A 15,411-nucleotide genomic window follows, 5' to 3' on the forward strand; every position below is an offset into this window, starting at 1 on the left:
GTCCTAGCGGCCCAGGGCCAGCAGGCAGGCGCGGCGCACTTCGGGGTCCTCGTCGCGGTGGGCCGCCTTGTCCAGCGCCTCGCGCGCCTCCACCGTGCCCAGCGCCGCCACGGCGGGCGCGGAGGCCCGGCGTCCGGCGGGGCTCGCGCCGATGAGCGACTGCATCAGCGCCGCCTTCGCGTCCGCCCGGCGCATGCGCGCCAGTGCCGCCACCAGCAGGGGCGCCGTCGAGTCGTCCGCCGCCTCCAGCGCCGCCATCAGCCCGGGCAGGCGCCCTTCCACGGGCAGCGCCAGCGCGGACACCACCTGCTCGCGCAGCATCACGTCGCCCAGCAGCGACACCAGCTGCTGCGTCGCATGCGAGCCCGTGCGCGTGGCGAGGAAGCCCACCGCCGCGCTGCGCACGCTGTCATCCCGGTCCCCGGCGGCACGCAGGAGCGCGGGCAGCGTCTCCGGCGCGTCGTACTCCGCCACGGCGGACAGGGCGACCAGCCGCGTGGCCGGGTCCTCCGAGTGCACCGCCTCCAGCAGCACCGGCAGCGCGTCCGGCCGCCGGGCCACGCCCAGCCCCAGCAGGGCCGCGCGGCGCACGTCCGCGTCCGCTGACGAGGCCGCCCGGCGCAGCGCCGCCATGGCGCTCTCCGTGTGCATGTGCGCCAGCGCGTCCACCACCGCCACGCGCACCTGGCCCGCGTCGTCGTTGGCCAGCGCGACGATGGCGTCCGCGGCGGCCTCCTCGTTGAGCTTCCCCAGCGACTGGCACGCGTAGTAGCGCACCCACGGGTCGCGGTCGTTCAGGCCGCCCAGCAGCGTGGAGGTGATGCGCGCCTGCTTGTCCGTCTGGCCCAGCGCGCGCATGGCGGTGGCGCGCGTGCGCTCCGACTCATGGCTCGCCGCGGCCAGCAGCGCGTCCACCGCGCGCGGGTCGTCGATGAAGGGCAGGCCGTAGATGGCCGCGTCGCGCAGCCGCTCGTCCGGGTCCCGCATGGCCAACAGCAGCGCGTCCAGCCCGCGCGGGTAGCCGAAGTACGCCACGATGCGCAGCGCCGCCCGCCGCTGGCGCGAGTCCGAGGAGCGCGCCGCCTCCAGCGCCAGGCTCTCCGTCGTCTCACTGCCCAGCGACTGGATGGCGCCCACCACCGCCTGCGACACGCGCGGGTCCTCGTCCGACAGGCGCGCGAACAGGGCCGGCACCGCGGACGTGTCGCCGATGCGCGACAGCGTCTCCGCCGCCAGCGCGCGCACCGTCGCGTCCCGGTCCTCCAGGCACAGGAGCACGTCCGGCACCGCCGCGGAGCGCTTGCCGACGAGCGGCAGCAGCACCCGCCTGCGCGAGCTGTCCCCCTCGCGCAGCGCCTGCAGGATCTGCGCGTCCGCCTCCGCGCCCAGCTCCCCCAGGGCCGCCGCGGCCGCGCGCGACACGCCCAGGTCCTGCGAGTCCAGGAGCTTCAAGAGCCCCGTGGCCGCGTCCGCGCCGCCCACCCAGCCCAACAGGCGCGCCACCGCGGTCTTCTCCCCCGCGTCCGCGCCCGCGATGACCTGGGCCAACCGGCGTCCGGTGGGGTGCGGCTCCGCCGAGCTGGAGCGCAGCACCGACGGCACCGTGCGCGCGCCGCCGAAGCGCTGCACCTGCGCGTCGTGGATTTCGACGAGCGCCACCGCCGCCACGCGCACCACCGCGTCGTTGCCGCGCTGGAGCAGGCCCACCAGCGCGGGCACCGCGGCCTCCTGGCCGGTGCGGCCCAACGCGCGCGCCGCCTCCAGGACGTAGAAGGGGTCGGACAAGAGCGCCATCAGCGCCGGCACGACGGTGGGGTCGCCCGAGCGGCCCAGCACGTCGATGGCGGGGAAGATGCGGAAGAAGTTGCCGCTGCCCAGCGAGGACAGGAGCGCGTCCACCGCCGCGCCGCCGCCCACGCGGCCCAGCGCCTCGATGGCGGCCACCGCCACGTTGTCGTCCGGGTGGACGATGAGCCGCGCCAGGAGCGGCACGGACCGCCGGCTGCGGCGGCGCCCCAGCACCTGGGCGGCGTCACAGACGATGGCCGGGTTGGGGTCGTCCCCCAGGAGCTCCACCGGGCCCTCCACCTCGCCCGTGGCGGCCACCAGCGCGTCCACCGCCGCGGCGATGCGCGCCTCGTTGTCCCGGCGGTGGCGCAGCACCTCGCACAGGGGCTCCACCGAGGCGGTGCCCAGGCGCGCCAGCGCGGACACCACGGCGCGGCGCACCGCCCATGACGACGCGTCCAGCCCGTCCACCAGCACCGGCAGGCTCTCCGGGCCCCGGCGCGCCAGCTGGTCCACCTCTTCCACGCGGGCGCGGTCCTCCGCGGACAGCGACAGCGGGTGTTGCTTCGCGGTCGTGCCGCTCACGTGGCCTGCTCCCGCGTGGTCCGGGACGGCCCCGGCTCCGTGGCGCCCAACAGGCCGCTCAGGTGGCTCAAGCCCTCCACCTGCTCTCCGTGCAGCCGCGACAGCTGCCCCAGCCGGCCCGCGACCTCGCGCACCTCCTGGGCGTTGGCGGCCGTGGCGCGCGCCTGCTCCGCCGTGGTGATGACAATCTCCCTCGCCCGGCCGCGCATGTCCTCCACCGACCGGCCCACCTGCTCCGTCAAGGTGGCCTGGTCCTGGGCGGCCTTCGCCACGGAGGCGACGCCCGTGGCCTGCTTCGCCGCGGACGTGGTGAGCAGGGTCAGGGCGTCCGTCTGCTCATCCAGCGCGCGCGCGGTGGACTTCGCCACCCGGCGCACCTCCTCCGCGCCTCGCACCAGCGACGTGAGCGCCTGGGCCTGCTCCTCCGTGGCGCGCGTCACCTCCTTGGCCAGGGTGGCCACCTGACGGCTGGCGAGCTCTCCCTGCTTGAGCGCGCGGGCCTGCTCCGCCATGGCGCGCGTGGACTGGGCCACCTCCTTGCGCGTGGCCTCCATCGCCTTCGTCACCTCCTGCGCGGCCTTGGCCTGCTCCGAGACGCCGGTCAGCGTGCGCTGCGTGGAGGACGCCACCTCCTGCGCCGTCGCGCCCAGCGCCCCCACCTGCTGGCCCTGCGCCATCACCGCGGTGCTCACGCCCTGCACCAGCTGGCGCATCTGCGCGGTGGCCCGGGCCAGGTCCGTGGAGGCCTGGGCCTGCTCCTGCATCGCGCGCGACACCTTCTCCGCCACCTCCGACAACTGGTTGTTGGAGCGCACCGCGTCGCGCAGCGCCTTGGCCTGGTCCTGGGTGGCCTGGGTGGTCTGCCGCGCCATGCGCCGCATCTCCGTGCCGCCCTGCGCCAGCGCCTGCGCCGCCTGCGCCTGCTCCACCGAGGACGCGGCGATGAGCCGGCCCTGCTCGCTCACCTTCGCCGTGGACTGCACCAGCGCCTGCACCGCCTGCACCTGCTCCGCGGACGCGCGCGACGCCTCGCGCACGTTCTGGCCCAGGTCATCCACGCCCTTGAGGATGGTGCCCAGCGCCCGCTCGGCGTCCCCCGCCAGCGCCGCGCCCTCGTCCGCCGCGCGCATGCCCTCGCCGTTGGCCACGGCCGCCTCGCGCGCCGTCGTCTGCAAGCCCCGGACAATCTTGGCCACGTCACTGCTGGCCGCCGCGGCGCGGTCCGCCAGGGCGCGGATCTCCTCCGCCACCACCGCGAAGCCGCGGCCGTGCTCCCCGGCGCGCGCCGCCTCGATGCTTGCGTTGAGCGACAGGAGGTTCGTGCGGTCCGCGATGAGGTTGATGGTCTGCACGATGTCGCCAATCTCCTCGGCGCGCCGGCCCATCTCCTTCATCACCCCGGACGACTCCACGATGGACTGGCGGATGCGGCCGAAGCCCGCGATGGAGCGCGCCACCGTGACGCCGCCCTCGCGCGCGCTCGTGCCCACGCGCTCCGCGGCCAGCCGCGCCTCCTCCGTCAGCTGCGACGCGCGGCGGGTGGACGACTCCAGCTGCGCGGACGCGGTGGCGCTGGTGGACGCCAGGCCGTTGATGCTCTCCGCCGCGCGGGCCACCGCCTGGGCGGAGCGCGACAGCTGCTCGATGGTGGCCGCGTTGGCGTCCACCACGGCGGCGTTCTTCTCCGAGGTGGCGGCCACCTCCTCCACGCTGGCGGCCACCTCCTGCACGGTGGACGCGGTGGTGACGGCGCTCGCCTCCAGGGTGCGCGTGTGCTCGGCGACGCCGCGCACGCTGCGGGCCACCTGCTCCGACGTGGCGGCCGTATCCTCCACGCTGGAGGCCATGGCGGCCGCGTCACGCCCCACGTCCTGGAGCGTCTTGCCCAGGGACACCACGGCGCCGGACACCTGCCCCATGCGCTCGCCCACGCCCTGCGCGTCCGTGGCCAGCCGGGTGATGCCCTTGGACATCTCTTCAATGGTGGCGGCGACCTCCTCCGTGGTGGCGGCGCTGGTCTGGTTGCGCGACACCAGGTCCTCCACCGTGGCGGTCATTTCCTGCATGCTCGCCAGCAGCTCTTCGCTGGAAGCGGCCAGGTCCTCCGCGTTGGCGCTCACGCCCTTCACCGAGCGCGCCACCTCTTCCAGGGTGGACGCCGTCACGTCCGCGCTGGAGGCGAGCACGGTCGCGTCCTTGCGCACGCTGGACACCGACGCCGTCACCTCCTGCATCGCGGCCGCGGTGGTCTCCGCCTCCTGCTGCACGGCCTTCGCCGCGTCGCCCACGGCCGTCTGGCTGCGCACCAGCGCCTGCACCGCGACGCTCGTCTGCTCCACCTGGGCGGCCACGGACTCGATGGCGCCGCGCACCTGCTCGCCCGCCGCCGCCTGCTCGTTGCCCGCGGACGCGAGCTTCGCCGCCAGCTGCTCGGTGGACTTCACCAACCCCACCCCTTCCGCCACCTGGAGCGAGGCGCGCTCCGCCAGCGCGCGAGCGTCCTCCAGCTTGTGCACGCTGTTACCGTTGTCCGTCGACATCCGCCGCCTCCTCCCCCACGACCCGGGGGAAATCAATGAGCATCACCAGCCGCGGACCCACCTGCGCCACGGCCTTCACGAACCCCTTCGCGCCCTCCACCACCATGGGTGGAGGCGGCTGGATGGTGCGCGGGTCCAGCTTCAACACCTCGCGGGCGCTGTCCACGAGCAGCCCCACGGTGCGCTCGCCCAACTGCCCCACCACCACGCGCGAATCCAGGGACTGCGTCCCCGCCGGCAGCCCGAAGCGGGCGCGCGCGTCCACCACCGGGATGACCCGGCCGCGCACCTGCACCAGGCCGGCCACGTGCGCGGGCGCCCCGGGCACCGGCGTCGCGCCGGTGAAGGACTCCATCTGCACCACGTCCGCCGCGGGCATCGCGTATTCGGTCCCGTCCACCTTGAACAGCACGTGCAGCACGTTCATGACACCCACTCCCCTGCCCTGGTCGCACGCTTGCGGCGGCCCGCGCGCGCCCCGCCCAGCGCGCCCAGGTCCAGCACCAGCGTGGGCTGGCCGTCACCCAGGTCCGTGGCGCCGGCCACGCCAGGCACGCGCACGAGCGGATCCTCCAACGGCCGCAGGACGATCTCCTGCTGTCCCACGAGCCGGTCCACCGCGAAGGCCACCGGCTCCCCGCGCTGGCGCACGATGAGCGCCTTGGCGCCCTGGCCCGCCGCGCTGGCGTCCCCGGTCGCGTCCAGCAGCCGCGCCAGCGACACCAGCGGCACCGCCGCGCCCCGGCGCTCCACCAGCCCGATGCCGTCCGCGCCCGCGGGGCGCACCACGCCCGCCACGTCGATGAGCTCCTCCACGGTGCCCACCGCGACCGCGTACCGGCGGCCCGCGCACTCGAAGACGATGGCGTCCATCAGCGTCACGGTGAGGGGGACGCTCAGGGTGAAGGTGGTGCCCACGCCCTTGCGCGTGTCCATGCGCAGCTCGCCGCCCAGCTGCTCCACGACGATGCGGCGCACGATGTCCATGCCCATGCCCCGGCCGCTGGTGCGCGTGGCCTCCTGGCGCGTGGACAGGCCGGGCCGGCACAAGAGGTCCAGCAGCGCGTCCGCGGAGTCCGGCACGGGGGCGTTCGCCGCCTTCGCCACCGCCTTCGCGTCCACGCCGCGTCCATCGTCGCGCAGGGTGAGCTCCAGCTGGCCGCTGGCGCGCGCATGGCAGCCGAGGCGCACCAGCCCTTCCTGGGCCTTGCCCGCGGCCTGGCGCTCCTCGGGGGACTCCAGCGCGTGGTCCACGGCGTTGCGCACCAGGTGCACCAGCGCGGGCAGCAGCCGGTCCGCCACCGCCTTGTCCAGCTCCGCGTCGCCCACGTCCAGCTCCAGCCGCACCGCCTTGCCCGTGGCCCGGCGCAGGCCGCGCACCAGCAGGGGCAGCCGCTCCAGCACGTCACCCACGCGCACCATGCGCAGCCGCAGGATGGCCGAGCGCAGGTCGCGCAGCTGCCGGCCGTTCTCCTGGAGGATGGCGGTGATTTCCCGCGTGGGCGCGCCCGCCTGGGTGAGCGCCGCCACCGCGCGCGTCAGCCGCGAGCGGTTGACCACGAGCGCCGCCAGCCACTCCATGGCCTCGTCCAGCCGGGACACCTCCACGCGCAGCAGGCCACCACCCCGGCGCACCTCCGGCTCGTCCAGCTCTTCCTCCAGGACGGCGGGACCGAGCGCGCCCTCCTCGCCAACCGGGACCCCGTCCTCGGGCGCCGGCTCGGCGGGTCCGGCGGCCTCCAGCGAGCGCACCGTGGCGGGAGCACCGCCCACGGCGTCCAGCAGCACGGCGTCCTCCGCGCGAGTCATCAGCAGCAGCGCGAACGCGAGCGACGCGCCCCCCGCGGCGGCGCCGGACAGGGGCAGCACCTTCACGATGTCCGCGAGCTTCGCCACACGCTCGCGCACGGTGTTGATGTTGAGGCCCTTCGCGGCGCGCTCCGACGAGGGCACGAAGTCCAGCCGCAGCGCGCGCTGGCCTCCGGCGAGCCCGCCTTCCAGTTGCTCGCGCTCGGACGGGGCCAGCTTCGACGCGAACGCGGCCTCCGCGTCCAGCTTCACGGACCGGGCCCGCTTGGGGGCCGCGTCCCGCACCTGCGGCCCCAGCGCCTCCAGCCGCTCCAGCAGGTTCGCGGGCGCGGGCGATGCCGTCTTCCCGGCGCCCAGCTGCCGCACGCGCAGCTCGATGGCGCGCAGGCCCTCCACCAGCGGCTCCACGCTGGACTCGGGCAGCCGGCCGCCAGCCTGATCCGCCAGCCGCAGCGACGCCTCCATCCAGTGCGCCAGGGACACGACGGGCTCCACGTCCACCATGGCGGACAGGCCCTTCAGCGTGTGCAGCGCGCGGAACAACTCGCGCACCGCGCGGGGCTGGGCCTGCCCCTTGCGGACAGCCTCCTCCACCGCGAGCAGGTCCTTCTGCGCGGCGGCGAGCAGCTCATCCGCCTCCGCCAGGTAGGCGGGGAGGAACTCCGCGAACTCCCCGTTTCCCGTCACCCGCGCGGCGCCTCGGCCGGGAGCTTCTCCAAGAGGGCCCGGGCGGTGCCCTGAATGGAGTCCGGCGTGAAGGGCTTGGTCATGAAGCGGTCCGCGCCAGCCTGCAGCGCGCGCTCGCGGGACGCCTCGTCGCCGCGCGTGGTGACGATGATGATGGGCAGGTTGCGCAGGTGGTCCTGTCCGCGCACGAACTCCACCACTTCGATGCCACCGATGTCCGGCATGTTGAGGTCCAGGACGAGCAGGTCGTAGGGCTTGAGCGACAGCTGCTCGATGGCCTCCAACCCGCTGGATGCCTGCGTGAAGCGACTGTCCGGATATGGCCGCAGGCAGGCGACCACCATGTCGCGCATCACCTTGCTGTCATCGACGACGAGTACCTCGGGCATGGCGTCCTCTGGAAACGACCGGCCAAGCTAGATCGATTCCGACCCGCTGAAAGAAATGAGTCATCTGGCGCGCATTGAACGTTGGCTGGTCCACGCCCGCTCTGGACGATGTGCCACGGCGGGCGACGAAGCGCCACGACTGCCCGCGCATCCGGCACCCTGCGCCCTCCTGATTATCCGCCCCAGGGACCGAATTCCATCCATGCGCCCGCCTCCTCCGCCCGACGCCTCCTTCCCCCGCTTGCCGGGCCCGCCTCCGCTCCCCCTGGAGCGCGCACCTTGTGTCTGGGTGGTGGATGACAGCGCCAGCGAGGCGCGCTTCATCAAGACCGCGCTGGGAACGGGCTTCCAGGTGGAGACGTTCCCGGACGGCGCCGCGATGCTCGAACGGCTACACACCGGGCGAGCACCGGATGTCGTGGTGTTGGATTGGGAGATGCCGGGAATGTCCGGTCCAGAGGTCTGTCAGTTCCTGCGCGGACAGCGGGAGACCCAGGCCCTGCCGGTGCTGCTGCTCACCGCGCACGACCGGCCGGAGGACCTGGTGCAGGGCCTGCGCGCGGGCGCCAACGACTACGTGTCCAAGCCCTTCCGTACGGAAGAAGTGCGCGCGCGGGTGGACGCGCTCGCGCGCACCAAGCGGCTGGTGGACGACGTGCGGCGCTCGACCGAGGAGAAGGCGGAGGTGTTCGCGCAGCTGGACGCGCTCCTCACGTCCTCGCCCGTGGGGCTGTCGCTGCTGGACCGGGACCTGCGCTTCGTGCGCGTCAACGCGCGCATGGCGAAGCTGGACGGTCTGTCCGTGGACGCCTACCCGGGCCGGACGCTGGCGGAGGTGCTGCCCCGCTTCGCCGCGCGGCTGGAGCCGCTCCTCCGCCGCGTCATGGAGACGGGCGAGCCCGTGGAGGAGCTGGGCTTCACGCTGGAGCACCCGGGCGACCCCCACGGCGAGCTGTACGTGATGGCCAGCTACCACCCGGTGCGCACCGCCCGGGGTGAGGTGGTGGGCGTGGGCAGCGTGCTGGTGGACGTCACCCGGCTCAAGCAGGCGGAGGCGGAGCTGCGCGCGACCGCGGAGTTCCGCGAGCGCTTCCTGGGCATCGTGGGCCACGACCTGCGCAACCCCCTCAGCTCCATCCGCATGGGCGCCAGCTTCCTCGTCGCCAGCGAGCAGCTGCCCCTCGCGCTGGAGCGCACCGCCAGCCGCATCATCAACAGCACGGACCGGATGACGCGGATGATCACCGAGCTGCTGGACTTCACCCGCAGCCGGCTGGGCAGCGGCATTCCGTTGAACCCGGCCGCCACGGACCTGGGCCAGGTGGCGCGCCAGGTGGTGGAGGAGCTGGAGCTGGTGCACCCCCGCCGCACCGTGAAGGTGACGTCCACGGGCCCCCTCACGGGGAATTGGGACGCGGACCGGCTGGCGCAGGTGCTGAGCAACCTGGTGGGCAACGCGCTCCAGTACAGCCCCGCGGACACCACCGTGGAGCTGACGCTCGTGGGCGAACCGGAGCAGGTCCTCGCGCGGGTGAGCAACCCGGGGGAGACCATCGCCCCGGCGGAGCTGGAGACCCTGTTCCACCCCTTCCAGCGCGCGCACACCGGCGCCCACGTTCCGTCGGGCCTGGGCCTGGGCCTCTTCATCTCCGACCAGATTGCCCGAAGCCACCGGGGCACGCTCACCGTGACCTCGGACGCGCAGCGGACGGTCTTCACCCTGACGCTGCCCCGGGCCGGTGCATGAATCACGGAGGGCGCACGCCACCCCGCTCCCGCGCCTCCCGGCCGTCCAGGCCCACGGGCCCCCTGGAAACGCTGGAGCCCGTGCCCTACCGTGCAAGCGTGTCCACTCCGCAACACCGCACCACCCTGCTCCTCGTCGAGAACAACGAAGACGTCCGCGAGGCGCTGCGTGAAATCCTGGAGTCGGAGGGCTACCGCGTCCTCACGGCAACGAACGGCCAGGACGCGCTGAACCTGCTGGCGGAGCAGGAGCGGATGCCCTCCCTCGTCCTCCTGGACCTGGTGATGCCGGTGATGGACGGACACGCCTTCATCGAACACCTGCGCGGCACCGGCGCGCTCGCGCGCATGCAGGTGCTGGTGCTGACGGCGCACCCCACGCTGCCCTTGCCGCAAGGCGTGGCCGGACGGCTGGGCAAACCGGTGAAGCTGGAGGCGCTGCTGGACGCCATCGCGGTGCACACCGCGACGGCGTGAAGCCGTGCGCTCAGGCGGCGGCGGGACAGTGCCGCGCCACCATGGCCAGCAGCTCCGGGATGTCCACGGGCTTGCGCAGCAGGCCCACCGTGCCCGGCGGAGCCTTGGCGGAGAAGTGGGCGGTGAGCATCAACACGGGCAGCTCGCGGTAGCGCTCTTCCTCCCGCAGCCGGTGGAGGAACTCGTGTCCGTCCATCACCGGCATCATCAGATCCAGCAGCACCAGGCAGGGCTGGTTGTTGGCGGCGAGGACGTCCAGGGCTGCCTGGCCATTGGCGGCCTGGAGCACCGTGTAGTCCTCCATCTCCAGCAGCTCCGCCACGACCTCGCGCAGGTCTGGTTCGTCGTCAACGATGAGGATGGTGGAACGCGCGGGGGTGCTGCTCACAAGCAGCAGCCTACGCAGGTCGTGCCGCTGGCGCCAGGAATGACGTGCCTCCCTGCCCCTCGCGGCGCGCGGAACCTCCACGCGGGGCAGGCCCCCGCCCGCGCGCCTGTCGGGAATCGCGAGCGAAACCAGGCGGGTCGGTTGCACCGGGAGGCCGGAGCCCCTACCCCCATCTCTACGGCCCCATGAACCTCGTCGCGGACTTCATCAAAGGGAACCTGGACGTCCTGGTGCGGCGCTTCGCGGAGGCCGCACGCGAGCTGGAGAGCACGCAGGGACTGAAGCCTTCGGAGCTCATCTCCACGATCCCGGAATATCTCCATGCGGTCGCGGCCATCTGCCAGCACGGCGCCACGCCGGAGCGGTTGGAGACGCGGACGCGCCTGGAGGAGGCCCACATCAACCTGCGGCTGCGCGTGGGCGCCACGCAGGAGGACTCGACGGAGGAATACACGCTCCTGGGGCGGCTCATCCCCCAGCTCTGGGAGGACGCCCAGCCGGCGCGCAAGCCCGACGCCTCGGATCTTCAGTGCCTCTTCCAGCAGATAGAGGAGGCCATGGAACACGTGGTGTTCCTCTTCTCCGGCGACTCGCTGGAGGATCGCCAGCGGGAGAAGCGCTTCCTGCGCCAGATGGACGCGCTGGCGCCCCGGTCGCTGGAGCCCGGCACGGACATGCGGGGCCCGCTCAAGCCGCTGGTGGAGCTCATCGCCCGAGCGATGGAGGCCGCCGGAGCGGAGCTGTTCCTCGTGGACGCGGGCGGCCGGAGGTTGTTCCCCGCCGCGCACACCCTGCACCTCGTTCCGCCTGCCGGCCGGTGGGCGGACACACAGGGGCCGTCCTTCCTGGGCCGGGTGGCGCGCGCCGAGGAGCCGCTGGTGCTCGCGCAGGCGCGGGGGCTGGAGGACTTCGAACGCGAAGGGCTGGAGGCCAGTGCGTGGAGCACCCTGCTGGGCCTGCGGCTGTGGCCCCACGGCGCCCTGATGGGCGTCCTCTGCGTGGGCTTCGCGGAGGCCCGGCCGGTGCCGCCGCAGGCCAAGCGCTTCCTGGAGACGCTGGTGGAGTACCTCTCCGGCATCCTCGACCGCGCACTGCTGATGGGCCGGCTGAGCGAGGCCCACGCGCGGATGGAGGCGTCGGAGACGCGCTATCGGCTGGCCAGCCAGGCGGCCGCGGACACCGTCTGGGATTGGAACCTCCTCACGCAGAAGGTCGCCTGGAGCGGGGAGACGCGCAGGCTGCTGGGCTTCGCGCCCGAGGAGATAGGCCCCCTGGCGCAATGGTGGGTGGCGCGCATCCACCCGGAGGACCGGGAGCGGGTGGAGCACGGCATCCACGCGGCCATCCAGGGCACGCAGGCGCGCTGGCAGGACGAGTACCGGTTCCTCAACCGCCAGGGCGACGTCGTGCGGGTGCTGGACACGGGCGTCATCCTGCGCGACGCGGCGGGCCGGGGCGTGCGCATGGTGGGCGCCATGCAGGACGTCACCTCCCGATGGGAGGCGGAGAACGGACACGAACAGCAGCTGCGGGAGGCGCGGACCGCGCGCGTCCAGGCGGACACGGAGCTGAGCCAGTTGCACGCGCTGCTGCGGCAGGCGCCCGTCGCGCTCGCCATCCTCCGGGGGCCCGCGCACGTCGTGGCGCTGGCCAACGACCGCGTCTGCCAGCTCTGGGGCCGCACCAGTGACCAGGTCCTGGGCCGTCCCGTGCTCGAAGCGCTGCCGGAGGTGGAGGGCCAGGGCATCCGGGAGCTGCTGGACGGAGTGCTCACCACGGGGGCGCCCTACGTGGGCCACGAACTGCCCGTGCGGCTGGCGCGGGCCGCGGGCGGAGCCCTGGAGGAAGCGTACTTCAACCTCATCTACCAGCCGCTGCACGAGACGGAGGTCGGCCTCCAGGGCATCCTCGTCGTCGCCAACGAGGTCACCGAAGCCGTGCAGGCCCGTCAGCGCGCGGAAGACCTGGCGGGGACGCTCAAGGCCAGCGAGGAGCGCCTGCGGTTGGCGCTGGACGCGGCGGACATGGGCAGCTGGGACATCGAGCTGACCACGGGCCGGGGCACCTGGGACGCGCGCTTCCGCGCCATGCTGGGCCTGCCCGCGCAAGGCGAGGTGCTGCTCGACGAGGCCATGCGCTTCGTCCTGGAGGAGGACCGGCCCCTGGTGGAGCACGCGATGGAGGAGGCCGCTCGGCCCGGAGGCTCCGGCGAATACGCGTGCGAGTTCCGCGCGCGGCTCCCGAGGCCAGGCCAGGCCGAGCGATGGATCTCCGGGCGGGGCCACGTGCACTTCGGGCCGGACGGACGGCCCCTGCGGTTCGTGGGCACGGGGCTGGACGTGACGGAGCGCAAGCTGGCGGAGGAGGCGGCGCGCCAGCGCACGGAGTTCGAGCAGTACCTGGTGGGCATCGTGTCGCACGACCTGCGCAACCCGCTGAGCGCCATCACCCTGGGCACGTCGTCGCTGCTCAAGCGCGAGGACCTGAGCGAGCGCGCGACGAAGGCCGTCCTGCGCATCCAGAACTCCGCGGAGCGCGCGGTGCGGATGATCCGCGACCTGTTGGACTTCACCCAGGCGCGCATGGGCGGCGGGCTCCCGGTGCAGTGCCAGGATCTGGAATTGGGGGCGCTGGTGCGTCAGGTGGTGGAGGAGGTGCGGATGACCGCCCCGGAGCGCGACCTCCAGTTGTCACTGCCGCAGGCGGGCCTGCGCGGCTGCTGGGATCCGGACCGCGTCACGCAATTGCTCATCAACCTGCTGGGCAACGCGCTGAAGTACTCGCCGGAGGACACGCCGGTGGCGGTGCGTCTGCGGGAGGTGCCCGGGAGCATCCTGCTGGAGGTGCACAACGGCGGAGCCCCCATCGCCTCCAACGTACTGCCCCGCATCTTCCAGCCCATGCAGCGCGGGGCACCGGGCATGGACGCGGCGACGCGCAGCGTGGGCCTGGGGCTCTACATCGTGCGGACCATCGTGCATGCGCACGGAGGCACCATCGACGTGACGTCCACGCGGGAGGCGGGCACGACGTTCACGGTGCGGCTGCCGCACGCGGACGCGAAGAGGTAGTACGGCTGGCGTGGAGTTGAGCGAAGGGCTCTCCATCAGGCCCGGTGCCGCTCCGCCTCGCGGAAGAACTGGGTGAGCGAGGAGTCCAGCAGCGACTGGCGTGACTGCATGTAACGACGGGCGCGGAGGAAAGGCAGCCAGACGCGCTGGCCGACACGCACCTGGGACTCCTCCAGCTTCCGCCGTGGCAGCCACTCCCCGTTCAGGTGTTTCACCAGCACGTCGCCCAGGTAGGCCCCCACGGCTGGGGCGGTATGCCCGTCGATGAGGTCCCGCTTGTAGCGCTCCGGAAAGTTCTCCCGCCAGAAGTGGAAGTCCAGGTCCGTGAGGGACTCGGGCGTTGCGGCCATGATGGACGGCACCTTCGTGTGCAGTGCGGCTACGAGTCCTTCAGCCAGGTCTCCGTAGGAGGTGAGGACGCGCTCCGGATTCCCCACGTCCGAGGGCAGGGCGGCCGGGAGCCACTCCTCCGGCTCCGGAGGCCGGAAGGCGTTGAGCTCGGCGATCTTCCGTTGCCGCTCGCTGATGGCGAACGCGTCCGGCAGCCGCGAGAGGAACGGAGCCACGTCCGGGTGGAATCGCGGCTCGACGGGGACGAGTGCGGCGCTGCGCTCCCTCAGCGTGCGCAGCACCGTGTCGAAGTCGAGGTCGGGCCGAAGGTGGACATGGGCGCGGGCCTGGGCCACTCGCGCTTCGTCTCTGGCGAAGTCCGCGGCGGTGGGCCACAGCACCAGGAGGACGGAGCCGTTGGGGAGTTCTTCCACGAGGTGCGCAGGCGTTGAGAGCACCCGTTCGCGACCTACGCCTTCCACGAGCTTGGGACCGAAGACATTGAGCCAGAACACCTCGTAGATCTTGTCGAAGCCATCCCTTTGCGAGGCCTTTTCATCACGACCGAAGTACGGAGCTCCTGCGAGCTGCCGATCCGCCATGCCATGAGCCATGGCGTAGTCGACCAGGTAGTGCGCAGCCAAGGTCCTGATCATATCTAAAAACATGAGACACCGCCCTCGGTCTGAAAACAACGAGAGGGGCTGAACACCAAGGCTACAGCTCAACTGATTTCCTGATGGAGGAAGATCGAGATCGAGCGTCAACTCAACCAAGGGCTGTGCACGGTAAAGTGCGACGGATGTTCCATACTCATCGCGCTGCTCCTCCAACGCTTTCTTGATGGAGGCGCGCGAGTATTTTCGCCGGTGCGCTCCCTTCACAACATCCGGCATCCAGCCTTCGGCGTGAGACTCCAGCGCTGCGAGGAAGGGCGTGAGCTCGGTGTCCGATTCGGCCCGATGGCCAAGTGCCCCGTCCAGCAGGAATCGCAGGCGATCGCCTGCTTTCGGCTCAAGAGAACTCATTGCCTTCATTGAAACAGCACCTCCACTCCTTTTGCCCTACTTTCAGCTCTATTCACAGCACGCCCAAGGGCATCAGGATCCAATGGCTTGAAGGTCTCTTCATAGATCAATCGGACCCTTTTGATTTGCGCCGTCTGTTCGAGCCCAGGCCTACGGATATTCAACGTCTCACCGTAATACTTCAGTGCGGCTCTTGCGTCCGCAACCACTTGAGCAGCCAGAGCAGCCCCATCAAGGCCAAGGAGGTCCCGACTCTTGAAGCTGAACGTCTCCACGCGAGGCTTCGGGCCCGCAGCGGGCCCTTCTTCGATGACGAGCACGTCCGCGAAGCGAAGGTCCGCCTTCGCCACGCCCACGTGCGTCTCGATGCGCGGCTGGTCGAAGTCCTTGAGCCACCGCCGCTGCGCCCGCGGCAGGGCCGCATCCGCTTCCAGGAGGGACACCATGGTCTGCTCGAAGGCCAGGCCCCGGGCATACCGGTCCTCCAACTGAAGGTGACCCGCGAGCGATCCAACAGGGCGGCCCATGACAGGCGCCATGGCGTGACACGTCTGTCCATGACCTGTCTGGCGC

The 15,411-nt window shown here is 72.3% G+C and carries 10 protein-coding genes and 1 pseudogene; 3 read left to right on the forward strand and 8 right to left on the reverse strand.

Annotation, left to right across the window (positions count from 1 at the left end; translation table 11 throughout):
* Nucleotides 1–3: 3 nt before the first annotated feature.
* From GTZ93_RS22875 to GTZ93_RS22895, 5 genes are read right to left on the reverse strand one after another with little or no spacing between them, the layout of a single operon-like run.
* Nucleotides 4–2,373 (reverse strand): HEAT repeat domain-containing protein, encoded by a 2,370-nt coding sequence (locus GTZ93_RS22875; protein ID WP_139919286.1) that lies wholly within the window; start codon nt 2,371–2,373, stop codon nt 4–6.
* Nucleotides 2,370–4,913, reverse strand: a complete 2,544-nt coding sequence (locus tag GTZ93_RS22880) for a methyl-accepting chemotaxis protein (protein WP_139919287.1) — start codon at nt 4,911–4,913, stop codon at nt 2,370–2,372. The genes GTZ93_RS22875 and GTZ93_RS22880 overlap by 4 nt, the downstream gene beginning before the upstream one ends.
* Complete coding sequence (locus GTZ93_RS22885) at nt 4,894–5,340, reverse strand: chemotaxis protein CheW (protein WP_120577126.1); 447 nt, start codon at nt 5,338–5,340, stop codon at nt 4,894–4,896. Before GTZ93_RS22885 ends, GTZ93_RS22880 begins: the two co-directional genes overlap by 20 nt.
* The gene (locus tag GTZ93_RS22890; RefSeq protein ID WP_139919288.1) at nt 5,337–7,409 is read right to left on the reverse strand and encodes a chemotaxis protein CheA; all 2,073 of its coding nucleotides are present in this window, start codon (nt 7,407–7,409) and stop codon (nt 5,337–5,339) included. The genes GTZ93_RS22885 and GTZ93_RS22890 overlap by 4 nt, the downstream gene beginning before the upstream one ends.
* Nucleotides 7,406–7,798: a response regulator gene (locus GTZ93_RS22895; protein ID WP_139919289.1), complete on the reverse strand. Its 393-nt coding sequence runs from the start codon at nt 7,796–7,798 to the stop codon at nt 7,406–7,408. Before GTZ93_RS22895 ends, GTZ93_RS22890 begins: the two co-directional genes overlap by 4 nt.
* Nucleotides 7,799–8,000: 202 nt before the next feature.
* On the opposite strand from GTZ93_RS22895, the gene GTZ93_RS22900 reads away from it, so the two are divergent.
* Together GTZ93_RS22900 and GTZ93_RS22905 are read left to right on the forward strand one after the other, a co-directional pair.
* Nucleotides 8,001–9,545, forward strand: a complete 1,545-nt coding sequence (locus GTZ93_RS22900; protein ID WP_161662982.1) for a sensor histidine kinase — start codon at nt 8,001–8,003, stop codon at nt 9,543–9,545.
* 80 nt (nt 9,546–9,625) lie between these two features.
* Nucleotides 9,626–10,021, forward strand: coding sequence for a response regulator (locus tag GTZ93_RS22905; protein ID WP_161662983.1), 396 nt, complete (start codon nt 9,626–9,628; stop codon nt 10,019–10,021).
* A 10-nt stretch (nt 10,022–10,031) separates the two neighbouring features.
* Here the strand turns inward: GTZ93_RS22905 and GTZ93_RS22910 are convergent, their stop codons facing one another.
* Nucleotides 10,032–10,409 carry a response regulator gene (locus GTZ93_RS22910; protein WP_139922813.1) on the reverse strand — a complete coding sequence of 126 codons (378 nt, stop codon included), beginning with the start codon at nt 10,407–10,409 and terminating at the stop codon, nt 10,032–10,034.
* Between the two features lie 185 nt (nt 10,410–10,594).
* Between GTZ93_RS22910 and GTZ93_RS22915 the strand changes: the two genes are divergently transcribed.
* Nucleotides 10,595–13,480: a sensor histidine kinase gene (locus GTZ93_RS22915; protein ID WP_139922816.1), complete on the forward strand. Its 2,886-nt coding sequence runs from the start codon at nt 10,595–10,597 to the stop codon at nt 13,478–13,480.
* A 35-nt stretch (nt 13,481–13,515) separates the two neighbouring features.
* Here GTZ93_RS22915 and GTZ93_RS22920 read toward each other — a convergent pair whose 3' ends face one another.
* Nucleotides 13,516–14,847, reverse strand: a complete 1,332-nt coding sequence (locus GTZ93_RS22920; RefSeq protein WP_139922818.1) for a hypothetical protein — start codon at nt 14,845–14,847, stop codon at nt 13,516–13,518.
* Nucleotides 14,844–15,338: pseudogene (locus tag GTZ93_RS22925) on the reverse strand (hypothetical protein); the annotation flags it as partial. The pseudogene GTZ93_RS22925 and the gene GTZ93_RS22920, both read right to left, overlap by 4 nt.
* Between the last annotated feature and the right edge of the window lie 73 nt (nt 15,339–15,411).

This window comes from Corallococcus exiguus (assembly GCF_009909105.1).
Lineage (GTDB): Bacteria > Myxococcota > Myxococcia > Myxococcales > Myxococcaceae > Corallococcus > Corallococcus exiguus.